This window comes from Streptomyces sp. GQ60 (assembly GCF_059758875.1).
In genome coordinates this window covers 47,504-70,169 of the sequence record NZ_JCAXEG010000019.1, presented here as the reverse complement: position 1 = coordinate 70,169, position 22,666 = coordinate 47,504, and the positions used below count along the sequence as shown (strand labels likewise).

Below are 22,666 nucleotides of genomic sequence, written 5' to 3'. Positions count from 1 at the left end.
CGGCGGCGCCGGACTAGGCGAGCGAGATTTCGCCCGCCGGGGAGACGGTGATCTTCTTCTCCGCCAGCGGCTGGGTGGCCGGGCCCTTGGCCACGGCGCCGTCCGCGACCTTGAACTTGCTGCCGTGGCACGGGCAGTCGATGGTGCCGCCCTCCACCTTGTTCACGAGGCAGCCCTGGTGGGGGCAGACCGCCGTGAAGCAGCGGAAGGAGCCCGCCGTCGGCTGGGTGACGACCAGCTTCTCGTCCTTGAGGACCGTGCCGCCGCCGACCGGCACCTCCGAGGACTTGAGCAGGGCCTTGGTGTTGCCGGGCGGAGTGGAGGACGACGCGGACGCGGAGTCCGCCGCCGTGGGGGCGCTGCCGCCCTCGGACGCCGGCTTGGTCTCGTCGGCTCCGCCGCAGGCGGTCAGCACGCCGCCTGCCAGGACGCTCGCGCCGGCCGCGAGTACCGTGCGCCGGGCGGCGCGGGTGGGGTCGCTCATGACTTCTCCTCGGGTGATCGCCGGGATGACGAGAGGCATCCTGGCGTGTGACGGGCCACAGCAACACCCCGCCACGCCTTGGCTCAGCCCTCCGGCGGCCAGGGAACCAGGTGCCCCGCCCCGCCGGGGGCCCGTACGACCTCCCACACGCGCACCACGGCGTCCCGGTTCAGCGGTCCGTGGACGTGCGGGTAGCGGATGCCCGGTTCACCCTCCCGGCGGACCTCGGAGGTGAGGGCGCGCTCGTCGAGCTCCACGGCGAGCAGGGCCCCCGGTACGCCGCCGTAGTGCGAGGCGGCGATCGCCAGCGCCGTCTCCGCGTCCGCCGAACAGTGCACGAAACCCTCGGAGTCGAGGGAGGGCGGGCCGTACGGACGCGCGGGATCGGCGGTCCAGTCGGCGAGCGGTACGAGGTGGAAGATCATGCCGATCGTTCTACCGCAGTCGGGGCGCCGCTCTGCGCCAGGTGGCAGACGTGCCCGAGTTGGGTGACATTGTCGGTATCTCGAAGCCGGGTACGCCGATGTCCGCGTGCCCGGTCCCTCTTCGAAAGGCATCACCATGGCGGGCAACGACCTCGGCTCCCTTCTCGGCGGCCTTCTCGGCGGCGGCAGCGGCGGACAGGGCGGCGGCGGTGGCGGCGGCAACATCCTCGGCTCCCTCCTCGGCGCGCTCATGGGCGGCGCCGGCGGCGGCAGCGCCCAGGCGACCGGAGGCGCGGGGAGCAACCCGCTCGGTGGGCTGCTGGACATGCTGACCAAGTCGGGTCTGGTCGACCAGGCCCAGTCCTGGGTCGGCACCGGCGAGAACCAGCCGGTCAGCGGCCCGGAGATCGCCAAGGCCCTGCCGGACGAGACCCTGGCCAAGGTCGCCGAGCAGGCCGGCGTCACCCCGGAGGCCGCCGCCGACCAGATCGCGCAGGCGCTCCCGCAGGCCGTGGACAAGCTGACCCCCGACGGGTCGGTCCCGAGCGGCTCGCTGGAGGACATCATCAAGCAGCAGCGCCTCTGAGCGACCCCGGTCCTTCCGGGGACGGTCCCGAGGGCCCGGCGTCCCGTCCCAGCGGACGGGACGCCGGGCCCTCGCGCGGTTCCCGCTGGCTACCCTGAGGCAGGCACCGCCGTCACACCCCCCTGTACACCTGGAGAGCACCCCGTGAGAACCGCCGTCGTCATCGGAACCGGACTGATCGGCACCTCCGCGGCGCTCGCCCTGGCCGCCCGCGGCATCGCCGTCCACCTGTCCGACCGCGACCCGGGGCAGGCCCGTACGGCCGCCGCGCTGGGCGCCGGCACGGAGGAGCCCTACGAGGGCAAGGCCGACCTCGCGGTGATCGCCGTACCGCCCGCCCACGTGGCCGCCGCCCTCGCCGACGCCATAGGCCGGGACCTGGCCCGCGCCTACGTGGACGTGGCCAGCGTCAAGGGCGGACCGCGCCGGGAACTGGACGCGCTGGGCGTGGACACGAAGGCGTACATCGGAACCCACCCGATGGCGGGCAAGGAGCAGTCCGGACCCCTCGCCGCCTCCGCCGACCTCTTCGAGGGCCGGCCCTGGGTGCTCACGCCGACCCGGGAGACCGACCACGAGGTGCTGAACCTGGCGCTGGAGCTCGTGGCGCTGTGCCGGGCCGTCCCGGTGGTCATGGACGCCGACGCGCACGACCGGGCCGTCGCGCTCGTCTCCCACACCCCGCAGCTCGTCTCCAGCATGGTCGCGGCCCGGCTGGAGGAGGCCGACGAGACCGCGGTGCGGCTGTGCGGACAGGGCATCCGCGACGTGACCCGGATCGCCGCCTCCGACCCGCGGATGTGGGTGGACATCCTCTCGGCCAACCCGGGACCCGTGGCGGACGTGCTCTCCGGGATCGCCGCCGACCTGCAGGAGACCGTGGAAGCCCTGCGGGGCCTGCAATCGGCCGACGAGGACAAGCGCCGGGACGGGGCGGCCGGCATCGAGGACGTACTGCGCCGCGGCAACGCGGGGCGGGTCCGGGTCCCGGGCAAGCACGGTGCCGCGCCGACGGTCTACGAGACGGTGGCCGTCCTCATCTCCGACCAGCCGGGCGAGCTCGCCCGGATCTTCGTCGACGCCGGCCGGGCCGGGGTCAACATCGAGGACGTGCGGATCGAGCACGCGACGGGGCAGCAGGCGGGCCTGGTCCAGCTCATGGTCGAACCCCGGGCGGTGGCCGGCCTCCAGGCCGAGCTGCGCGAACGCGGCTGGGCGCTGCGCCAGCCGTAGGGCGTCCCTTCCGGATCAGGCCGGACCCCCGCGTCCCCGTGGGGTCCGGCCTGCGCCTTGCCCTTCCCCTTCCCTGCCCCCGTGCCCCGCCTCTCGCCTGCCTCCGGCCCGCCCCCGCACCCGCCTCGGGCCCGCCCGCCGACGCCCCGGCGGGCGGCGGTGAAAAGCCCGGTAACCTGGAGGAGGGGCGCTATTTGCGCGCCCGGACACGTACGAGCAACCAGGAAGGTGCCCGCACCGTGGAAACCGCAGCTCCGACCGCCGTGATCGTCGCCATCGACGGTCCCTCCGGCACGGGCAAGTCCAGCACTTCCAAGGCCGTGGCCGCCAAGCTCGGGCTGCGCTACCTGGACACCGGTGCCCAGTACCGGGCCATCACCTGGTGGATGATCACCAACGGCATCGACACCGACGACCCGCAGGCGATCGCCCTCGCGGCGGGCAAGCCCGTCATCGTGTCCGGCACCGACCCGTCCGCCCCCACCATCACCGTCGACGGCCAGGACGCCTCCGGCCCGATCCGGACCCAGGAGGTCACCTCCAAGGTCAGCGCCGTGAGCGCCGTCCCCGAGGTGCGCACCCTGATCACCGAGCTCCAGCGCTCCATCGCCGCCGAGGCGGCCGACGAGGCCGACGGCATCGTCGTCGAGGGCCGCGACATCGGCACCACCGTGCTGCCCGACGCCGACCTGAAGATCTTCCTCACCGCTTCCGCCGAGGCCCGCGCGGCCCGCCGCAGCGGCGAACTGCGGGGCAAGGAGGCCGCGAACCTCGCGGCCACCAAGGAGGCGCTGATCAAGCGCGACGCGGCCGACTCCGGCCGCAAGACCTCCCCGCTGGCCAAGGCCGACGACGCCGTCGAGGTGGACACCACCGAACTCACGCTCGACAGGGTGATCGAGTGCGTGGTCACCCTGGTGGAGTCGAGGCGGAGCGCGCCCGAGGGCACGGAGAAGCGGGCGGGCCGCTCGTGAGCGATGCGCCCTCCCTCAAGGGTGCGGCGGTCGGCCGGCGGATCGGCATCGGGCTCATGTACGGCCTCTGGAAGCCGCGCGTGCTGGGGGCCTGGAAGGTCCCCGCCACCGGCCCCGTCATCCTGGCCGTGAACCACTCGCACATCATCGACGGCCCCATGCTCATGGGCACCGCGCCCCGGCCGCTGCACTTCCTGATCAAGAAGGAGGCGTACGTCGGTCCGCTCGGCCCCTTCCTCGAAGGGATCGGGCAGGTCAAGGTGGACCGCTCCGGCACCGACCGGACCGCCGTCAGCCGTGCGCTGGGCGTACTGGAGAACGGCGGGGCCCTGGGGATCTTCCCCGAGGGCACCCGGGGCGAAGGTGACTTCGCCTCGCTGCGCGCGGGCCTCGCGTACTTCGCGGTCCGTGCCGGCGCGCCCATCGTGCCGGTCGCCGTCTTCGCGAGCACCGAGCGGCGCAGCAGGGTCGTCAAGGCGCTGCCGCCGCTGAAGAGCAGGGTAGACATCGTCTTCGGCGATGCCTTCGACGCCGGGGACGGCAGTGGCCGCCGCACCCGTACCGCGCTGGACCTGGCCACCGTACGCATCCAGGACCGGCTGACCGCCCACCTGGCCGACGCCAAGCGCCTCACCGGGCGCTGAGCGAGACTTGACCTAGTAGTGGAACCGCGCTGCGCGGGCCCCACCGATCACCACGAACGACGAGGAACGGACTTCATGAACGACCAGCAAGACCACGGAGCACTTGGCGATGCCGAGTACGCGGAGTTCATGGAGCTCGCCGCGGAAGAGGGCTTCGACATCGAGGACGTCGAGGGCGCGCTCCAGGAAGCCGGCCACGGCCCGCTTCCGGTCCTCGCCGTCGTCGGCCGCCCGAACGTCGGCAAGTCGACCCTGGTGAACCGGATCATCGGCCGCCGCGAGGCGGTCGTCGAGGACAAGCCCGGCGTCACCCGCGACCGCGTCACGTACGAGGCCGAGTGGGCCGGCCGCCGGTTCAAGGTCGTCGACACCGGCGGCTGGGAGCAGGACGTCCTCGGCATCGACGCCTCCGTCGCCGCCCAGGCCGAGTACGCCATCGAGGCCTGCGACGCGGTCGTCTTCGTCGTGGACGCCAAGGTCGGCGCCACCGACACCGACGAGGCCGTCGTCCGCCTGCTGCGCAAGGCCGGCAAGCCCGTCGTCCTGTGCGCCAACAAGGTCGACGGCCAGAGCGGCGAGTCCGACGCGGCCTCGCTGTGGTCGCTGGGCCTCGGCTACCCGCACCCGGTCTCCTCCCTGCACGGCCGCGGCACCGGCGACATGCTCGACGCCGTCCTGGAGGCCCTGCCCGAGGCGCCCGAGCAGACCTTCGGCACCGCCGTCGGCGGGCCGCGCCGGATCGCGCTCATCGGCCGCCCGAACGTCGGCAAGTCCTCCCTCCTGAACAAGGTCGCCAAGGAGGACCGCGTCGTCGTCAACGAGATGGCCGGCACCACCCGCGACCCGGTCGACGAGCTGATCCAGCTCGGCGGGGTCACCTGGAAGTTCATCGACACCGCGGGCATCCGCAAGAAGGTCCACCTCCAGCAGGGCGCGGACTACTACGCCTCGCTGCGCACGGCCGCGGCCGTGGAGAAGGCGGAGGTCGCGGTCATCCTGATCGACACGACCGAGCAGATCTCCGTCCAGGACCAGCGCATCATCACCATGGCCGTCGAGGCGGGCCGCGCGATCGTGATCGCGTACAACAAGTGGGACGACCTCGACGAGGAGCGCCGCTACTACCTCGAGCGCGAGATCGAGACCGAGATGCAGCAGGTCGCCTGGGCGCCCCGGGTGAACGTCTCGGCGCTCACCGGCCGCCACATGGAGAAGCTGGTCCCGGCCATCGAGACCGCGCTCGCCGGCTGGGAGACGCGCATCCCGACCGGCCGTCTGAACGCCTTCCTCGGCGAGGTCGTCGCCGCCCACCCGCACCCGATCCGTGGCGGCAAGCAGCCGCGCATCCTGTTCGGCACGCAGGCGGGCAGCAAGCCGCCGCGGTTCGTCCTCTTCGCCTCGGGCTTCCTGGAGCACGGCTACCGCCGCTTCATCGAGCGCCGCCTGCGCGAGGAGTTCGGCTTCGAGGGGACCCCGATCCACATCTCGGTCCGCGTCCGCGAGAAGCGCGGTGCGCAGCACAAGCGCAAGATGTAGTGAGCCGACAGCGGGGCCGCCGGGGCTAGTAGCCCCGGCGCGGAGCGGGCGGCAGGGCCGCCGGGATGTGCTGCATCCCGGTCTGGTGCTGCCGCCCGTTCGAGTATCCGGCGCCGGCGTACGAGTACTGCGGCTGCGGAGCGGGGGAGGGCTGCCAGGCGTCCGCGTGCTGCCCCGCGTGCTGTCCCGCCGACTGCCACGCGGAACCGTTCCAGCCGCTCCCGTAGGAGCTCGCGGAGCCCGAGCCGGACCCGCTGCCGTACGTGCCCGTGCCGCTGCCGTACGCGCCGCTGTACGGGCCCCCGTACGAGAACGCCGTGAAGCCGAGGTCCTCCTCGCCGGTGCGGTCGCCGGGAAGGGCCCGGAAGGCGCGCAGGTACTCCGAGTACAGCGTGTCGTAGATGGGGGTGTGCGAGGTGGCCGGAGAGCTCCCCAGCTCCCGTGCGGGGCGCATCGGGGGGACGCTGCTCGGATAGGACGGGGCGCGGGAGACATCGTAGGAATGCACGTATCAGCCAACGAAACCGGCGGCCCGCGGATGCGGGGTGGCGGGGCGGAAAACGCAGATCGCCGGGGGTGCGCGGGACGGACCGCGCACCCCCGGCGCACGCCGCCCGGCCCCCTCGGCGGGGGTCGGACGGACGCTTGGGGGAGGGAGGACAGAGCAGGGGGCGGGAGCCGGGGCCTCAGGCGCCCGGGGTGCCCGCCAGCGGCATCGAGGCGGCGACCAGCTTGCCGTTGCGGGCGGCCTTGTCCAGGGCGTCGCGGAGCAGGTCCTCGCGGGGCTGCTGGCCGATCGTGCCGACGGGGGCGGCGTACACCAGGACGCGCTGCGTCTTGTTGACGGCGGCCCGCCAGCCGTCGGTGACCGACAGCGGCCGGTGCGCCTGCCACCAGGCGATCTGACCGGGCTGGAGCACCGAGTGGAGCTGGCCCGCGGCGAGCAGGATCGACCAGCCGGTCAGGGCCTGGGGGACCTCCTCGGTGTCGGTCATCGGGATGAAGCCCTGCTCGATGAGGAGCGGGAGGAAGTCGTCGCCCGGACCGGTGGTGCCGGGGCGCGCGATGGGGGCGGTCGGCTCCACGACGAGGGCGGGGTGCAGCTCCCCGTTGATCAGGATCAGGCCGCTGGTGATCCCGAGGACGGCCTGGCCGCCGGGCACGGACTGCGGCACGTCGCCCGCGGGGGAGGCGGCCGGGGCGGGGCTGTCGCCGGTGATGGAGCGGACGGCGCCCTGGAGGTCCGCCTCGGGGACGGAGACGACCTGCGAGGGGATGCAGCCGGCGTGGGCGAAGGCCAGGACGGCCGTCTCGTCCCCGACGAACAGCACGGTGCTGGTCTGCTCGCGCTCGGAGTCGCCGGGGGTGCGGCAGGAAGTGCAGTCGTAACTGCCCGGGGATCCGTCACCCGCGAGCAGCCGCTCGGCCTCCTCGTCGCCGATCTCGGCACGTACCTCATCACTGACTTCGAGCATGCGCGGCACGGGGTGGCTCCTCGGACTAGGCGTGCGGGGCCGGGGGGTTCCGGCTCGCCGGGCTCAACGGGGGAGTGGCGGCCGGGGTCACGCCGTTTGAGGGAACGGAATCGAACCGGACCCCCGAAGGAGTGAACGGTCCGACCGGGCCGTTGTTTTCGTGCCAACTCTTTTTTGGTTGTGCGCAGTTGCTGGTCGGTGCTGGCCGTTTGGGCCGTGGGCCGAGCGGGTGCGGGCGCGCGGGGCGCGGTGTGGCGAGCGCGGGGGGCGGTGCGGGGCTGCGTAGCGTGACGCGATGCGCAACTTCGGGGTTCCGGGTGGGGTGGGCGCGGCGGCGCTGCTGCTCCTCGTACTCGCGTCGGCTTCGCCGCCGGCGGTCGCGGCGCCGCCCCCGCCCCGGCCGGGGGCGCCCGGCCGGTCGGTGGACTGCGGGCCCGGCGGGCAGTGGCCCTGGGACTGCGTGGCGGACTGCGAGAGCGGGGGCCGCTGGGCGGTGAACACGGGGAACGGCTTCTACGGCGGACTGCAGTTCTGGCAGCCGACCTGGGAGGAGCACGGGGGGCTGGCCTTCGCGCCGAGGGCGGACCTGGCCACGCGGGAGCAGCAGATCCGGGTGGGCGAGGAACTGCTGGGGAGCCAGGGCTGGGAGGCGTGGCCCGTGTGCGCGAAGCGGTACGGGCTGGCGGGGCGGATGCACGTGGTGCGGGGCGGGGACACGCTGGTGGCGATCGCCCGGAGGCACCGGGTGCGGGGTGGCTGGCAGGAGCTCTACGCGGCGAACCGGGTGGTGATCGGCCCGCGGCCGGGGGTGCTGCGCGTCGGCACGCTCCTGACGCTGCCGCCGGCGCGGCAGGAGGCACCCGGACCCGCGACACCCTCGGCCGTGCCGTCTCCGGTCTCCCCGGCCTCGGGTGCGTCGGCCCCGGGTGCGTCGGCTGCGCCGCTTCGGCCGGAGCCGTCCGTGAGTCCTGGCGCGGTGGGAGCGCGGGTGTAGCGGGCCGGTGCCGGTGCGCGGGCCTTCGGGGTGGAAGTCCCCTACCCGCCCTTCCACCGTTCCCCGGGCGCTGCCCGGACCCCGGTCCTCAAACGCCGGACGGGCTGGAGGGTGCCGGGCTGCGCCCGGGCCCCCTGGGGCTGCGCCCCGGACCGGGCTGAGGGGGGTGCGTGCCGGGCTGCGCCCGGGCCCCCTGGGGCTCCGCCCCGGACCGGGCTGAGGGGGGTGCGTGCCGGGCTGCGCCCGGGCCCCCTGGGGCTCCGCCCCGGACCCCGGTGCTCAAACGCCGGACGGGTGAATGGCCCGGGGGCGGGGGTCAGGCCGGGTGGTGGAGGGCTGGGTCGTGGTCGGGGGCGGGTTGGGTCGGGACGCGTGGCCGGCCGGCCGGGGCCTCGGGGCCCTGCTGGGCGGGTAGACGTACCGGCTCGGCGTCCGCGCACTCCATCGCGCGCGGGAGCTTCAGCGCCATCACGGCGCCCGCCAGGAGCAGCGCCGCACTGACCAGCAGCGTGACGTGCAGACCGTGGACGAAGGAGTGCCGGGCGGCCGAGAACAGGGACTCGCCCGCCGGTCCGCCGAGCCGCGCGGCGATCTGGTAGGCCTCGCCCAGCGAGTGCGAGGCGCCGGCCGAGTCGGCCGCCGACACCCCCGGCACCGCCGCCAGGCCCGGCGCGTAGGCCGCGTTCATCACGCTGCCGAGGAGGGCGATGCCCATGCCCGCGCCGAGCTGGTAGGAGGTCTCGCCGATCGAGGCGGCGCCGCCGGCCGTCGCGGCCGGAGCCTCGCTCAGCATGGACTCGTAGGCCGCGAAGAGGGTGGTCTGGAGGCCGAAGCCGAGCAGGACGAAGCCGACCGTCAGCAGGACCGGCCGGTCGTGCTGACCCATGAACGTCAGCAGCAGCACCGCGCCGGCCGTCAGCACGAAGCCGAGCGAGACCATCCTGCGCGGCCCGGTCCTGGCCAGCGTGTAGGAGCCGGTCGCGCCCGCCGCCATCGCGGCGAAGGTGAGCGGCAGCAGGCGCAGACCGGTCTCCAGCGGGCTCAGCCGCAGCACGAGCTGGAGGTACTGGACGGCGATCAGTTCCAGCCCGACCAGCGCCAGCATGGCCAGCACGATGCAGCCCACGGAGGTGGTGAAGGCCGGCCGGGAGAACATCCGCATGTCGATCAGCGGGTGGGGGCGGCGCTTCTGGCGCCTTACGAACAACACCAGCAGCCCGGCCCCGACCAGCAGCGGGAGGAGTGCCTGGGGGTCGGTGAACTCGCGCTCCGCGCCGAGCCGCTTGACCCCGAGGACCGCGCCGAGCACACCGCCGGCGGCCATGAGCGCGCCGAGCACGTCCCAGGGCCCGTCGGAGGTCCCCTTGGACTCGGGCAGCAGCCACCGGCCCAGCGGCAGCAGCATGATCATGAGCGGGATGTTGATGAGGAAGACCGAGCCCCACCAGAAGTGCTGGACGAGGAAGCCGCCGAGGACCGGTCCGCCGGCCGCGCCGATGGCGGCGACCGCGGTCCAGATCCCGATGGCGAGGGCCCGCTCGCGCCGGTCGGGGAAGACCTGGCGCAGGATCGACAGGGTGGCCGGCATGATCATCGCGCCGCCGACGCCCAGCAGGGCGCGGGCCGCGATCAGGACCTGGGCGCTGTCGGCCACGGCGGCCAGGGCCGAGGCCGCGCCGAAGAGCCCGTAGCCGAGGAGCAGGACGCGGCGGCGGCCCACGCGGTCACCGAGGGTGCCGAAGAGGATGAGGAGGGCGGCGCACACCAGTGGGTAGGCGTCGACGATCCACAGCAGCTCCATCGGACCGGGCCGCAGGTCTTCGGTGACGGAGGGGACGGCGACGTGCAGGATCGTCGCGTCGAGCGCGACGAGCACCAGGCTCACGCAGAGGACCGCCAGGACGGCCCAGCGATTGGCCCCGCCGGAGGCCGCGCCGAGTCGCCGCAGTCGCTGCCAGGGGGAAGGGTTCCTGTCGCCGGTCACGTTCGTCCCCGACATGCATGTACCTCCCAGGTGATCCCTCGCACTCGGCGGACCAGCGTCTTTCGGGGCCACGGGTGGGGAGGGTGGCGTCCTACGGGGTCCGGCGTCGACACGCGAGTGAAGCGTCAGCGTACGCGAGTTCGGCTGTCAGACACGTGGTCAAGCTCTCATCGCCCCGCCCGCTGCACTGTGGTGTGCGCCACTCGTTCCGCCTCGGCCCCTCCTGCCCGGGCGCGAACGCCCCGGACCTCGATAATCATGCCCGTGAAGGATCTTGGATTTCGCCGGGCCGCGCCCGCTCTGGCCGTGTTCGTGGCGGTTCGGCTGCTGGGGCTGACCGTGCTCGCGGTGTGGGGGGCGGTGGCCGGCAGCAGTGCGCACACCCTGCTCTCGGCCCGCTGGGACTCCCTCTGGTACGCCCGGATCGCCGCCGAGGGGTACGGGTACGAGGTGGTGCTCCCGAACGGCGACGTCCACTCCAACCTGGCCTTCTTCCCGCTGCTGCCCTGGCTGGAGCGGCTGGTCTCGGCCGTCACCGGGCTCGGCTACGGATCCGCGGGCCTGGTGGTGTCGGCGCTCGCCGGGCTCGCCGCGGCCTGGGGGATCTTCGCGGTCGCGGAGTTCCTCCACGGCCGCCGGGCCGGGGTGTTCGCCGTCGCGGTCTGGGCCGCGCTGCCCGTCGGGATCGTCCAGTCGATGGCGTACAGCGAGTCCCTGTTCACCGCGCTGGCCGCCTGGAGCCTCTACGGGCTCCTGCGCGGGCACTGGCTCACCGCCGGCCTGCTCGCCGCAGGGGCGGGGCTGACCCGCCCGGTCGGGGCCGCCGTGGTCGCGGCGGTGTGGGTGGCCGCCGTCCTGGCCCTGCGCGGCGGGCCGCGCTCCTGGCGGCCGGTGGCGGGGGCGCTGCTGGCTCCCGTCGGGGCGGCGGCGTACGTGGTGTGGGTGGGCGCGCGCACCGGCGGCGGCCTGACCGGGTACCTCGACGTGCAGGGCGGCTGGGGCAACGGCTTCGACGGCGGCTGGGCGTTCGCCCGGTTCATCGGGGCGCGGCTGGCCTCGCCGGCCTTCCCCGCCGGGATCGGGCTGATCGCCGGGGTCGCGCTGGTGCTGTGGCTGTACGCGCTCTGCGTGCGGCGGCGCCAGCCGGTACCGCTGCTGGTGTATGCCGGGATCGTGGTGGCGCTGGCCCTGTGCGCCTCGGGGTACTTCGGCTCCAAGCCCCGGCTGCTGCTGCCGGCCTTCCCGCTGGTGTTCCCGCCGGCGGCGGCGCTCGCCCGGTGGCGGACGGGCCGGGCGGCCGCGCTGCTGGTCGCGGCGGCGGCCGCCTCGGCCGCGTACGGGGCCTTCTGGCTGAACGGTTCGGGGCCGCCGTAGGCCGAGATCACGGAATGGATCGTTCCGTTCCATCTTCGGGCAAAGCAATTGACCGGCAGTGATAAATGCGGCTTAAGTGTGCGAGGAAAAGACCGGGGAAGGACCTCCCCGGCTCCAACCAAAGGCTGAATACCGGGAATTAAGTCCCGCGTGAGACCAACTCCACATCACATGGTCATCACAAAGCCCGCGATTCGACCGGGCCGCCCATCGGCGCGCGGTAACGTCGATTGAGTGCGTACCGACCAAATCCTGCCCAGACTGGAGCGGGTGTTCGCCCGGCTGGACCGGGAACCAGAGCGACCGGCTCATCTGCAAACACCGCGGATGAGCCGGCACCGCGTCGTGCTCCTCGGAGCGAGCCTCGCCTTCTACCTCGCGATCGTCGTCGCGGTCCTGACCACCTCGTGGCTCGTCCGCCTCGACTGGCAGGTCATGTTCTTCCGGCCCTACGAGCAGTGGCCGCAGCTCCACGCCTTCCTCGACTACCTCGTCGTCCTGGGTCAGCGCGGCCCCACCGCGGTCATGGTCGCGGCGTGGCTCGGCTGGCGGTCCTGGCGGCAGCACACCCTCCGCCCGCTGATCACCCTCGGCGTGGCGCTGCTGCTGCTCAACGTCACCGTGGGCGCCGTCAAGCTCGGCCTGGGCCGGCTCGGTCCGCACTACGCCACCGAGATCGGCTCCGCCGAGCTCTTCGCGGGCGGCGATATATTTCCTTCCGGCCACACCGCCAACGCCGTGGTGACCTGGGGCATCCTGGCCTACCTGGCCTCCACGACGGTCACCCGCCGGGTGCTCTCCCTGGTCTCCGCCGTGGTCTCCCTGAGCGTCGGCGCCACCACGGTCTACCTCGGCACCCACTGGCTCAGCGACGTCCTGCTCGGCTGGCTCGCCGGCCTGCTCGTGCTGCTGGCACTGCCGTGGTTCGAGCCGCTCATCGCCCTGGTCGAGGCCTACGTCTTCGACCTGCGCGCGCGGCTGCGCAGCCTCGTGGAGGCCGGGCAGGTGCCCGAAGCCCTCACCGGACTGCTCGTCCCGCTGCTCTCGGCCGGCGGCAAGTGGCGCCTCCAGCGGCCCGCCCCCGAGCCGTCCGAGCAGCAGCCGGCGCAGCCCGTGCAGCCCATACAGCCCGCGCCGTCCGCGCAGCCGGTGGCGGTCCTGCGGCAGCCGGAGCCGGCCGGGCCCGCGCAGGTCCCGGCGCCGGCTTCCGCTTCCGCCCAGACGGCGGGGCACCAGCCGGCCGCCCGGCCCGCCGTCCACCTCGCCGGCCGTCCGCACCTGATCCGTTCCGAGCGCACCCCGCTCACCCCGGCCGGCAGCCGCCGCCCGGCCCACGCCGACCGCGCCCCGGCGCGCGGCGCGGCGCCCCGCCCGGCCTCCGGCGGCTGAGCCGGACGGTACGCACCCCCTCCGCTCGCACCTCCACGGCGGGCCCCGGTCGACGACCGGGGCCCGCCGTGGCGCGTTCGGGGCCCGCGGCGGGGCCTCCGGGGCCGGGCCGGACACGAAAGGCCCGGAACGTCAGCGGCGCGCCCGGACGTTCCTCCATACCGGGTCACGCTTGTGTCACGGATTGTCGACAGTCCCTCCCGGCGGAGTTCGTCTGGACCTTTTATTTCCCGTCCCGCGACACGCCCGGGGTGAATTCTGTTTCGAATTCCTCCGGAACTCCCCGGAATTGTGGCCGCAGTGCGCTCCGGGCCCCCGCCGCTTCCTTACAAATCCTTCACTTCTCCGGCTGCTTCACGCGGTTCCAGAGACCTGCCGAGCAGATCTCGCGCGGACCGGATCCGGTCCCTCAGCTCGGCCGGCTCGACCACCTCGAACTCACACCCGATCAGCATGATGTGAATCACGAGGACATCGAGGCTGACCGCCCCGGTGCGCAGGAGGCAGCTCTCCTCGTCGAGCGGTTCCAGCGTCCCGTCGGCCGGCCCCACGATCCGCGCCGCCTCCTGGGCCGGCACCCGCAGCAGGACGACCGCGCGGGCCGCGTACGCCCGCTGGGAGATGCCGCGGGAGACGTACGCGGCGAGGTCCTCGGCGGGCGGCGGGCGCGGGATGAAGCGCGGTCCGTGCGGGGGTCTGGGCTCGATCCGGTCCGCCCGGAAGGTCCGCCAGTCCTCCCGCTCCAGGTCCCAGGCGACGAGGTACCAGCGGCGCTCGGTGCACACCAGCCGGTGCGGTTCCACGGTCCTGCGCGTGACGGTGCCCCCGTGGTCCCGGTAGTCGAAGCGCAGCCGCTCGGTGTCGCGGCAGACGCCGGCCAGCTCGGTCAGCACGGCGGAGTCGACGGTGGAGGCGCCCGCCCCGCGGAGCATGGGCACGGTGAACCGGTTCAGCGCGGAGACCCGGGCCCGCAGCCGCGAGGGCAGCACCTGTTCCAGCTTCGCGAGGGCCCGTACGGAGGCCTCGCCGATCCCCTCCACGCCGTTCCCGGCGGCGGTCCGCAGCCCCACGGCCACGGCGACGGCCTCGTCGTCGTCGAGCAGCAGCGGCGGCAGCTCGGCCCCGGCGCCCAGCTGGTACCCGCCGCCGGTGCCCGGACTGGCGTTCACGGGGTAACCGAGCTCCCGCAGCCGGTCCACGTCCCGGCGCACGGTCCGCGCCGTCACGCCGAGCCGGCCGGCCAGGTCGGCCCCGGTCCATTCCCGGTGGGCCTGCAACAGTGACAGCAGGCGCAGCAGCCGCGCGGAAGTATCGAGCATGTCCGAAGTCTGCCCGCACGGCCGGGGCCACAGGACCAGGGCCACAGGACCGGGGCCCCTGGACCGGGGTCACGGGAGGACCGGGGGCACAGGACCGGGGTCACACCCGAAGCGGGTGGACCCCGGACGGACGGGACGACAAACTTGCGGCGCTAGGTTTTGTGATCCGGCCTGCCAGGAGGCGCAGTGTCCTTCGTTCCCACCGACCCGCTCGGGCTCGACGAACTCCTCACGCCCGAGGACCTCGCGATCCGTGACACCGTCCGCGGCTGGGCCGCCGACCGGATCCTGCCGCACATCGCCGAGTGGTACGAGAACGGCGAGCTGCCCGGGATCCGGGAGATCGCCAAGGAGCTCGGCGCCCTCGGGGCGCTCGGCATGTCGCTCCAGGGATACGGCTGCGCGGGCGCGAGCGCCGTCCAGTACGGGCTCGCCTGCCTGGAACTGGAGGCCGCGGACTCCGGGATCCGCTCGCTGGTCTCCGTACAGGGCTCGCTCGCGATGTACGCGATCTGGAAGTACGGCTCCGAGGAGCAGAAGCAGCGGTGGCTGCCCGGCATGGCCGCCGGCGAGCTCATCGGCTGCTTCGGGCTGACCGAGCCGGACGTCGGGTCGGATCCCGGCGCGATGCGCACCCACGCCAAGCGGGACGGCACCGACTGGGTGCTGAACGGCCGCAAGATGTGGATCACCAACGGCTCGGTGGCCGCCGTGGCGGTCGTCTGGGCGCAGACCGAGGAGGGGATCCGCGGGTTCGCCGTCCCCACGGACGCGGCGGGGTTCTCCGCCCCGGAGATCAAGCACAAGTGGTCCCTGCGCGCCTCGGTGACCAGCGAGCTGGTCCTGGACGACGTACGGCTGCCCGCCGACGCGGTGCTTCCGGGCGTCACCGGACTCAAGGGCCCGCTCGGCTGTCTCAGCCACGCGCGGTACGGGATCGTCTGGGGATCCATGGGCGCGGCACGCGCCAGCTTCGAGTCGGCGCTCGGCTACGCGAAGACGCGCGAGCAGTTCGGCAGGCCCATCGGCGGCTTCCAGCTCACCCAGGCCAAGCTCGCGGACATGGCGGTGGAGCTCCACAAGGGGATCCTGCTCGCCCACCACCTGGGGCGGCGGATGGACGCGGGGACCCTGAGGCCGGAACAGATCAGCTTCGGCAAGCTCAACAACGTCCGCGAGGCCATCGAGATCTGTCGCACCGCGCGGACGATCCTCGGTGCCAACGGGATCTCCCTCGAGTACCCCGTCATGCGACACGCCACCAACCTCGAATCGGTCCTCACCTACGAGGGCACCGTCGAGATGCACCAGCTCGTGCTGGGCAAGGCGCTCACCGGGCTCGACGCCTTCCGCTAGGCCGGGTGCGGCCACAGGATGCCGGGAGGGCCGGAAGGAACCGGAGGCGGCCGGTGAGGGTCCCCCAGCTAACGCTGGGAGGTGCCCCCGGGCTCAGCTCTGGTTGAAGAAGTCGCGCGAGCGGCCGCCGGACTCGCCGCTCACGATCTGGGTGTCGGCCGGGGTCAGCAGGAAGACCCTGGTCGCCACCCGCTCGATCGAACCGCGCAGACCGAAGGTCAGACCGGCCGCGAAGTCGACCACGCGCTTCGCGTCGCCCGGGTCCATCGAGGACAGGTTCACGATGACCGGGACACCGTCGCGGAACAGCTCGCCGATGCCGCGGGCGTCGCGGAAGCCGTCCGGGGTGACCGTCGCGATGCGCCGGCCCTGATCGACGGCGGACTCCGACGCCACCTTGACGCGCGGGTCCGTGACCCACTGCTCGCCGGGGCCGACCACCGAACCCCCCTGCGGGGCCTCCGCGTAGTCGTCGTCGTAGTAACGCTCGTCGTCGCTGTCCTCTACGAGACCCAGCCAGGCACTCGCCTTGCGCACCGAACCCATGGACGCCTCCTTTCATCGCGGTCAGTTCTGTCTTCTCTTCCGCGTCCCTATCGTCGTCCATGATGCTGACAACGCGCCAAGTGGATAGTCGCCGCGCAGGGGTTTCGTGACGGTACTGGTGCAGAACATCCGTTGCACGGTCAAGGATCCCAGCGGCTACCGCTGCTGACTGAGTGAAAATACGACCAGTGCGGCCGTACGGGTGAGCGACGGGGACGTACGGGTGACGCGCGGTCTCGCTACGATGCCCGTCGAGCACGCGTATGACACACGGGGGAATCGTTTTGTTCGGCATCGTCAGACCCTGCACACACCGCCTCGGCGATCGGTTCAAGACGGAGTGGATGGCCCATCTCTGCGGGCTGTGCCTGGCACTTCGCGGGGACCACGGCCAGTTCGCGCGGATCGTGACCAACTACGACGGCCTGCTCGTCTCCGTTCTGACGGAGGCTCAGTCCGGGCCCGCCCCGGGCTCCCGCCGCACCGCCGGACCCTGTCCACTGCGCGGGATGCGCACCGCCGCCGTGGCCAACGGCGAGGGCGCGCGGCTCGCCGCCGCGGTCTCGCTGGTCCTGGCCTCCGCGAAGGTGCGCGACCACGTGGCCGACCGGGACGGGCTGTTGGCCCGCGCCCCGATCGCCCTCGCGGCGCGCCGGGTGGCCAGGGGCTGGGACAGGGCGGGCGCCCGTACCGGGGCCTCGCTCGGCTTCGACACGGCCGTGCTCGTCGACGCCGTGGACCGGCAGGCGGGCATCGAGAGCCTCGCCGGAGCGGGCACTCCGGTGCTCGTGGTGACCGAGCCGACCGAGACCGCCACGGCCGCCGCCTTCGCCCATACCGCGACCCTCGCCGGGCGGCCAGGCAACGCCCCCGCGCTCGCCGAGGCGGGACGCTACTTCGGGCGGCTCGCGCACCTGCTCGACGCCGTCGAGGACCAGGCGGCGGACGCGGCGGCGGGTGCCTGGAACCCGCTGACCGCCACCGGGACGCCCCGAACCGAGGCGCGCAGGCTGTGCGACGACGCCCTTCGGGGCATCCGGCTGGCACTGCGGGAGGTGGAGTTCGCCGACGCGGGGCTCGCCCACCGGCTGCTCGTGCACGAGCTGCGCACCTCGGTGGACCGGGCCTTCGGGACCGCCGGCTGTGCCCACACGGTGACGGACGCGGGCCCCGAGGGCTCCTTCGGTCCGCCCCCGGTGGACTTCGGCCCGCCGCCGGCGCCCCCGCGCAAGCCGCGCCGCGACCTGCTGGCGGGCTGCGCGGTGGCCCTGGGGCTCTTCTGCACCTGCCAGCTGTGCTGCACGGACCACGAGGGTCCGTGGTCCCGCGAGAAGAAGGACGCGTGGTGCAACAACTGCGACTGCGGTCCGAACTGCAACTGTGACTGCGGCTGCGGCGACTGCTGCTGCTGTCCCTGCGACGGCTGCTGAGGACGCTCCGGCTCCGTTTCGTCCCCGGCTCGCGGTCCGCTTGGTCGCGGCTCGGTTCGGGCTTGTTCCGCCCCCTCGTGCCGGTGATCCGGCAGGGCGATTTTCGGCCGTTCCGGTAGTCGCCGAGCAGTGGGTGGTCGCATGGCCTGGGCTGCGGCAAGGGAGCCTGTCGGCGGGGACGGTAGGCCGGGAGCGGACGGTGGCCTGAAGTTGCCCTTGCCCCGCGCGGCTGGTGACGGAAAACCTTCGATAGCATTTACGGGGTTTGTCAGGGGCACGGCGAACGGCGATCTGCCGGCCGCGGTCCCTGATGTGCCCGCACAAGCTCGGGCGCCGTACCTGTCCCCGGGCTTCTATTTCCTTCGGGAGGACAATAAGTGACGATCAAGCGCATCTTCCGTTCCCGGCTCTTCGCCGCGGCCGTCGGCCTGTCGGCCGTGGCCACCCTCGCGGGTCCCGCGACGGCGGCCGAGGCCCCGAGCGGCGGCAGCGTCAACGCCGAGCGCCTCGCCGCGGTGGACGCCTCGCTCCTGCGGGCCGACATCGCCGGCACCGCCTGGGGCACGGACCCCGCCACGGGCACCCTCGTGGTCACCGCGGACTCCACCGTCTCGGAAGCGAACATAGCGAAGATCAAGAAGGAGGTCGGGGCGAACGCCTCGGCGGTGCGCGTCGAGCGGACCCACGGCAAGCTGTCGAAGCTGATCAGTGGCGGCGACGGCATATGGACCACGTCCTGGCGCTGCTCCCTCGGCTTCAACGTGCGCAAGGGCACCTCGTACTACGCCCTGACCGCAGGGCACTGCACCAAGGGTGCGGGCACGTGGTACGCCAACGCGGCCCGGACCACCAAGATCGGCCCGACCGCCGGTGCCAGCTTCCCGGGCGACGACCTCGGTCTCGTCAAGTACGAGAACAAGGCCCTCTCGCACTGGGGCAGTGTGGGCACCCAGGACATCGCGACCGCCATCAACGCCACCGTGGGCCTGGCCGTCAAGCGGCGCGGCAACACCACCGGTACCCACAGCGGCAAGGTGACCGGCCTGAACTACAAGGTGAACTACGGCGACGGTGAGATCGTCCACGGCATGATCCGGACCAACATCTGCGCCGAGCCCGGCGACAGCGGCGGTCCGCTCTACTCGGGCAACCGCGCGGTCGGCCTCACCTCCGGCGGCAGCGGCAACTGCACGACGGGCGGGACCACCTACTTCCAGCCCGTCAAGGAAGCGCTCACCCGCTACGGCGTCAGCGTGTACTAAACCCACACGCACCACCCCGCTTCATCCCTGGACCTCCTCCCGCTCGCCGGGAGGAGGTCCTGTGCGTTCGGGTGTGCGTGCGTTCGTGGCGCTTCGTGAGCCTTCCGGTTTCGCGCCGGGCCGGTGTGGAAGGGTTGAGCGGCATGAGCGCTGACGCATCCGACACCGGTGAACCCGGTGAACCCAGTGGGACCGGCGAAGCCGGTGACATCGCCGCCACCGATGCCACCGACGCCACGGAAGATCCGGGCACGGCCTGGGAGCGGTGGCACGAGCATCGGGTGGCCGCCGTGTCCGGCCCCTACGGGCCGCTGGCACTGACCGGTACCCACTGGCTCGCCGACTACCCGGAAGGTCGAATTCCGGCCGTTCCGGGCCACTGGCGCGCCGAGGCCGGCGGGGTGACCCTGACCGCCGGGCCGGACGACGGGATCACCCTGGACGGCGAACCCCTCACGGGCGCCGCCGTCCTCGCCGCCGACGACACCCCGCCCTCGCGCTCCCGCCTCCGCGCCGGGCAGGTGCGGCTCGTCGTGATCCGGCGCGAAGGGGAGTGGGCGGTACGGGTGTTCGATCCGGCCTCACCGGGCCGCGCGGCCTTCACCGGGATCGAGGCCACCCCGTACGACCCGGCGTACGCGGTGCCGGGGCACTTCACCCCGTACGGGGAGGATCGGACGGTCCAGGTCGAGAACGTGGACGGACGTGCGCGCGGGCTCGGCCTGGGCGGCGAGCTGAGCTTCGACTTCGAGGGCGCCCGGCACGCGCTGCGGGTCGCGGTGGACGAGGAGGACGGCAGTCTCTGGGCGGTCATCGGCGATGCCACCGGCGGCCGTTCCAGCTACCGCTTCCGCTTCCTCAAGCCCGGAATCCCGGCCGCCGACGGCTCGATCACCGTGGACCTCAACAGGGTCCAGCTGCCTCCCTGTGCCTTCGCGGACCACTTCGTGTGCCCCTTCCCTCCGCCCGGCAACACGCTGCCCTTCGGGATCGCGGCCGGCGAGCGGCGGCTGAAAGGCGCCCTTGCTAGCGGTATCTGACACCAGGAGACTCCCGTCAGCGTCTCTCGGGGCTTGTCAGGGGCACGACGAACGGCATCCCGTCCGCCGTGCCTCCGGCCGCCCTCCACGGGCTCCGGCACCACACCCACCCAGCCGGGCCTCCGACCCCCACTCGGGAGGACGACAAGTGACGATCAAGCGCATCATCCGCTCCAGGCTCTTCGCCGTGGCCACCGGCATGGCCGCCGTGGCCGCCCTCGCGGCCCCCACGGCCGCGCACGCCGACGGCGGGTTCAGCGCCGACCGGCTCGCCTCCGCGGGCGCCTCGGTCCTGCGGGCCGACGTCGCCGGCACCGCCTGGCACACCGACCCCGCCACCGGCACCCTGGTGGTCACCGCCGACTCCACCGTCTCGGCGGCCTCCATCGCCAAGATCCGCAGCGAGGCCGGAGCCAACGCGGCCGCCCTGCGCATCGAGCGCACCCCCGGCAAACTGACGAAGCTGCTCAGCGGCGGCGACGCCAAGTACGCCACCAGCTGGCGCTGTTCGGTCGGCTTCAACGTGCGCAGCGGAACCACCTACTACGTCCTCACCGCCGGTCACTGCACCGACGGCGCGGGTACCTGGTGGACCAACTCCGCCCGCACCACCGTCATCGGTGCCACCGTCGGCTCCAGCTTCCCGAACAACGACTACGGACTCATCCGCTACGACAACACCTCCCTCGCCCACCCCGGCGCCGTCGGCGGCCAGGACATCACCAGCGCCGTCAACGCCACCACCGGCATGTCCGTCACCCGCCGCGGTTCCACCACCGGCACCCACAGCGGCACGGTGACCGGACTCAACGCCACGGTGAACTACGGCGGCGGCGACGTCGTCTACGGGATGATCCGGACCAACGTCTGCGCCGAGCCCGGCGACAGCGGCGGTCCGCTCTACTCGGGCACCCGCGCGGTCGGCCTCACCTCCGGCGGCAGCGGCAACTGCTCCTCGGGCGGCACCACGTTCTTCCAGCCCGTCGTCGAGGCGCTCAACGCGTACGGCGTGAGCGTGTACTAGCCCGGCCCAGGGTGCGCCACGGACCCGTGCGCCCCCGCCGAAACCCTGGACGTCCTCCCGCCTTCTGGGAGGATGTCCAGGGCGTTCGTGTCCACGGGGGGAGCGGGTTTCCGCATGAAGCGAATCGGCGTGACCGGACACCGGTCGATTCCTGACGAGCTGCTCGGCCATGTGGAGGAAGGCCTGCGGGCCGTACTGGGGGTCCACCAGGGGCCGTTGGAGGCCCTCTCCAGCCTCGCCGAGGGAGCCGACCAGCTGTTCGCCGCCATCGCGCTGGAATGCGGCGCGGACCTCACCGTGGTCATCCCCAGCGGGGACTACGAGGAGGGCTTCGAGGCGGGCGGCGCGCTGGACCGGTACCTCGGGCTCAAGCGCCGGGCCGCCCAGGAGGTCCGGATGGACTTCGCCCGTTCCACCGACGAGGCCTACTACGCGGCCGGCACCTACATCGCCGATTCCTGCGACCGCCTCGTCGCCGTCTGGGACGGCCTGCCCGCCCGCGGGCACGGCGGCACCGCCGAGATCGTCGCCTACGCCCGCGCGCTCGGGAAGCCCGTCACCGTGATCTGGCGGGAGGGCGTGGCCCGGGACTGAGGCCACGCCCGACGCGCCCGCCACCGCATCCCGTCAACTGCTGTGCCGGGCCAGCCAGTCCGTGTGCTGCGGGGACACGTACCGCTCGGTCTCGTAGACCGAGGCCGGCCACTGCGTCTCGGTGATCGTGGTCTGCATCACGACCATCATCGCGGAGAGGTCCTGCTCGATCAGGGTGTGCGCCTCGATCAGCGGGTGGTGGCGCCGCACCTCGTTCCAGGCGATGCCGGCCGTCGCCGCCGCGCTCAGCAGACCGGTCAGCGCCGGCCCCGGACCCGAACCGAACGCCCCGAAGAGGGCGAACAGCAGCGCCAGACACGTCAGCAGCACGATCGACCACGACCACAGGGCCGTCGCCCGCCGGGACACCTCCGTCTTGCGCTGGTACCAGTTGCGCTGCTCGATCAGCCGGTCACGGACGTACGTCTCCCTGCGGACCTGGTAGTCCAGCCCCCGCAGCCGGAACATCGCCCCGGTGATCTCCCCGCCGTCCGGCACCAGCCCGACGGCCCGCGGATCCTCCCAGCCCATCTTGCGCAGTTCGTTCAGTCCGGCCTCCAGCCGGGTCCGGTACGCCTCCTCGACGCCCGGGACCTCGCTGCCGAAGGGCGCTCCGTGGACGGCGTACCGCCAGGCCAGCGACTTGATGAACTCCGCGGCGCTGCGGTTGAGCTGCCACTGCGGGCGGGCCCGGCGCCGAGTGGCCCGTACGCCCACGCCCAGCACCCCGGCGTAGGCGAGCACGCTGAGGAGCCCGGACAGGTAGGCGGAGCCGAGCTTCGGCCCCTCGGGCAGGGCGGCGATCGCGGCGGCCACGACGAGCAGCATCAGCTGGGCGCGGGTGGCCTGGGTGGACTCCCGCTGCCGGGAGATCGCCGCCTGGTCGGTGTGGTGGAAGAGGGCCGGCAGGTCCTCGTTGCGAAAGGTCATGCTGTCACTCACAGCGAACCCCCCAGTCTGCTGGTTCTGCGTTCCGTGTCCATCGGGAGGGGAGGTG

22 protein-coding genes are annotated in these 22,666 nt (G+C 73.1%); 14 read left to right on the top strand and 8 right to left on the bottom strand.

What is annotated here, in order from left to right:
* Nucleotides 1-13 precede the first annotated feature (13 nt).
* Nucleotides 14-484: a Rieske (2Fe-2S) protein gene (locus tag AC6CKD_RS32255; protein ID WP_498332350.1), complete on the bottom strand. Its 471-nt coding sequence runs from the start codon at nt 482-484 to the stop codon at nt 14-16.
* Between the two features lie 83 nt (nt 485-567).
* Nucleotides 568-909: a DUF952 domain-containing protein gene (locus AC6CKD_RS32250; protein ID WP_498332348.1), complete on the bottom strand. Its 342-nt coding sequence runs from the start codon at nt 907-909 to the stop codon at nt 568-570.
* Between the two features lie 136 nt (nt 910-1,045).
* Between AC6CKD_RS32250 and AC6CKD_RS32245 the strand changes: the two genes are divergently transcribed.
* The 5 genes from AC6CKD_RS32245 to der all read left to right on the top strand — a co-directional run bounded on the left by AC6CKD_RS32245 (nt 1,046) and on the right by der (nt 5,882).
* Nucleotides 1,046-1,495, top strand: a complete 450-nt coding sequence (locus tag AC6CKD_RS32245) for a YidB family protein (RefSeq protein WP_498332347.1) — start codon at nt 1,046-1,048, stop codon at nt 1,493-1,495.
* 144 nt (nt 1,496-1,639) lie between these two features.
* The gene (locus AC6CKD_RS32240) at nt 1,640-2,728 is read left to right on the top strand and encodes a prephenate dehydrogenase (protein WP_498332345.1); all 1,089 of its coding nucleotides are present in this window, start codon (nt 1,640-1,642) and stop codon (nt 2,726-2,728) included.
* Nucleotides 2,729-2,967: 239 nt separating this feature from the next.
* Nucleotides 2,968-3,702 (top strand): (d)CMP kinase, encoded by a 735-nt coding sequence (gene cmk / locus AC6CKD_RS32235; RefSeq protein ID WP_498332343.1) that lies wholly within the window; start codon nt 2,968-2,970, stop codon nt 3,700-3,702.
* Nucleotides 3,699-4,346: a lysophospholipid acyltransferase family protein gene (locus AC6CKD_RS32230; RefSeq protein ID WP_498332342.1), complete on the top strand. Its 648-nt coding sequence runs from the start codon at nt 3,699-3,701 to the stop codon at nt 4,344-4,346. Before cmk ends, AC6CKD_RS32230 begins: the two co-directional genes overlap by 4 nt.
* A gap of 75 nt (nt 4,347-4,421) precedes the next feature.
* Entirely contained in the window at nt 4,422-5,882 is a 1,461-nt protein-coding gene (gene der / locus AC6CKD_RS32225) for a ribosome biogenesis GTPase Der (RefSeq protein ID WP_388504200.1), read from the top strand.
* 25 nt (nt 5,883-5,907) lie between these two features.
* Here the strand turns inward: der and AC6CKD_RS32220 are convergent, their stop codons facing one another.
* Entirely contained in the window at nt 5,908-6,390 is a 483-nt protein-coding gene (locus AC6CKD_RS32220; protein ID WP_498332341.1) for a hypothetical protein, read from the bottom strand.
* Between the two features lie 178 nt (nt 6,391-6,568).
* Nucleotides 6,569-7,366, bottom strand: coding sequence for a DUF8842 C-terminal domain-containing protein (locus AC6CKD_RS32215; protein ID WP_266909936.1), 798 nt, complete (start codon nt 7,364-7,366; stop codon nt 6,569-6,571).
* Between the two features lie 286 nt (nt 7,367-7,652).
* Here AC6CKD_RS32215 and AC6CKD_RS32210 point away from each other — a divergent pair, with 286 nt between their 5' ends.
* Nucleotides 7,653-8,351, top strand: a complete 699-nt coding sequence (locus tag AC6CKD_RS32210) for a transglycosylase family protein (RefSeq protein ID WP_498332338.1) — start codon at nt 7,653-7,655, stop codon at nt 8,349-8,351.
* Nucleotides 8,352-8,667: 316 nt separating this feature from the next.
* Here AC6CKD_RS32210 and AC6CKD_RS32205 read toward each other — a convergent pair whose 3' ends face one another.
* Nucleotides 8,668-10,350, bottom strand: a complete 1,683-nt coding sequence (locus AC6CKD_RS32205) for an MFS transporter (protein ID WP_498332336.1) — start codon at nt 10,348-10,350, stop codon at nt 8,668-8,670.
* Nucleotides 10,351-10,593: 243 nt separating this feature from the next.
* Here AC6CKD_RS32205 and AC6CKD_RS32200 point away from each other — a divergent pair, with 243 nt between their 5' ends.
* A complete protein-coding gene (locus AC6CKD_RS32200; protein WP_498332334.1) occupies nt 10,594-11,709 on the top strand; it encodes a glycosyltransferase family 39 protein in 1,116 nt (371 codons plus the stop codon).
* A 234-nt stretch (nt 11,710-11,943) separates the two neighbouring features.
* Complete coding sequence (locus tag AC6CKD_RS32195; RefSeq protein WP_498332332.1) at nt 11,944-13,098, top strand: phosphatase PAP2 family protein; 1,155 nt, start codon at nt 11,944-11,946, stop codon at nt 13,096-13,098.
* Nucleotides 13,099-13,424: 326 nt separating this feature from the next.
* On the opposite strand, the gene AC6CKD_RS32190 is transcribed toward AC6CKD_RS32195, so the two are convergent.
* Entirely contained in the window at nt 13,425-14,417 is a 993-nt protein-coding gene (locus AC6CKD_RS32190; protein WP_498332330.1) for a helix-turn-helix transcriptional regulator, read from the bottom strand.
* A 186-nt stretch (nt 14,418-14,603) separates the two neighbouring features.
* On the opposite strand from AC6CKD_RS32190, the gene AC6CKD_RS32185 reads away from it, so the two are divergent.
* Nucleotides 14,604-15,773 (top strand): acyl-CoA dehydrogenase family protein, encoded by a 1,170-nt coding sequence (locus AC6CKD_RS32185; RefSeq protein WP_498332328.1) that lies wholly within the window; start codon nt 14,604-14,606, stop codon nt 15,771-15,773.
* A 93-nt stretch (nt 15,774-15,866) separates the two neighbouring features.
* Here the strand turns inward: AC6CKD_RS32185 and AC6CKD_RS32180 are convergent, their stop codons facing one another.
* On the bottom strand, nt 15,867-16,319 hold the full coding sequence (locus tag AC6CKD_RS32180; RefSeq protein WP_267758884.1) for a cell division protein SepF: 453 nt from the start codon (nt 16,317-16,319) through the stop codon (nt 15,867-15,869).
* A gap of 284 nt (nt 16,320-16,603) precedes the next feature.
* On the opposite strand from AC6CKD_RS32180, the gene AC6CKD_RS32175 reads away from it, so the two are divergent.
* The 5 genes from AC6CKD_RS32175 to AC6CKD_RS32155 all read left to right on the top strand — a co-directional run bounded on the left by AC6CKD_RS32175 (nt 16,604) and on the right by AC6CKD_RS32155 (nt 21,669).
* Nucleotides 16,604-17,749 carry a DUF5685 family protein gene (locus tag AC6CKD_RS32175; protein WP_498332326.1) on the top strand — a complete coding sequence of 382 codons (1,146 nt, stop codon included), beginning with the start codon at nt 16,604-16,606 and terminating at the stop codon, nt 17,747-17,749.
* 377 nt (nt 17,750-18,126) lie between these two features.
* A complete protein-coding gene (locus AC6CKD_RS32170) occupies nt 18,127-19,011 on the top strand; it encodes a S1 family peptidase (RefSeq protein ID WP_498332324.1) in 885 nt (294 codons plus the stop codon).
* Between the two features lie 143 nt (nt 19,012-19,154).
* Nucleotides 19,155-20,051 carry a DUF1684 domain-containing protein gene (locus AC6CKD_RS32165; protein WP_498332322.1) on the top strand — a complete coding sequence of 299 codons (897 nt, stop codon included), beginning with the start codon at nt 19,155-19,157 and terminating at the stop codon, nt 20,049-20,051.
* A 199-nt stretch (nt 20,052-20,250) separates the two neighbouring features.
* Nucleotides 20,251-21,075: a S1 family peptidase gene (locus AC6CKD_RS32160; RefSeq protein WP_498332387.1), complete on the top strand. Its 825-nt coding sequence runs from the start codon at nt 20,251-20,253 to the stop codon at nt 21,073-21,075.
* A gap of 114 nt (nt 21,076-21,189) precedes the next feature.
* Nucleotides 21,190-21,669 (top strand): hypothetical protein, encoded by a 480-nt coding sequence (locus AC6CKD_RS32155; protein WP_498332320.1) that lies wholly within the window; start codon nt 21,190-21,192, stop codon nt 21,667-21,669.
* A 33-nt stretch (nt 21,670-21,702) separates the two neighbouring features.
* Here the strand turns inward: AC6CKD_RS32155 and AC6CKD_RS32150 are convergent, their stop codons facing one another.
* Nucleotides 21,703-22,599: a DUF4231 domain-containing protein gene (locus AC6CKD_RS32150; protein ID WP_498332318.1), complete on the bottom strand. Its 897-nt coding sequence runs from the start codon at nt 22,597-22,599 to the stop codon at nt 21,703-21,705.
* Between the last annotated feature and the right edge of the window lie 67 nt (nt 22,600-22,666).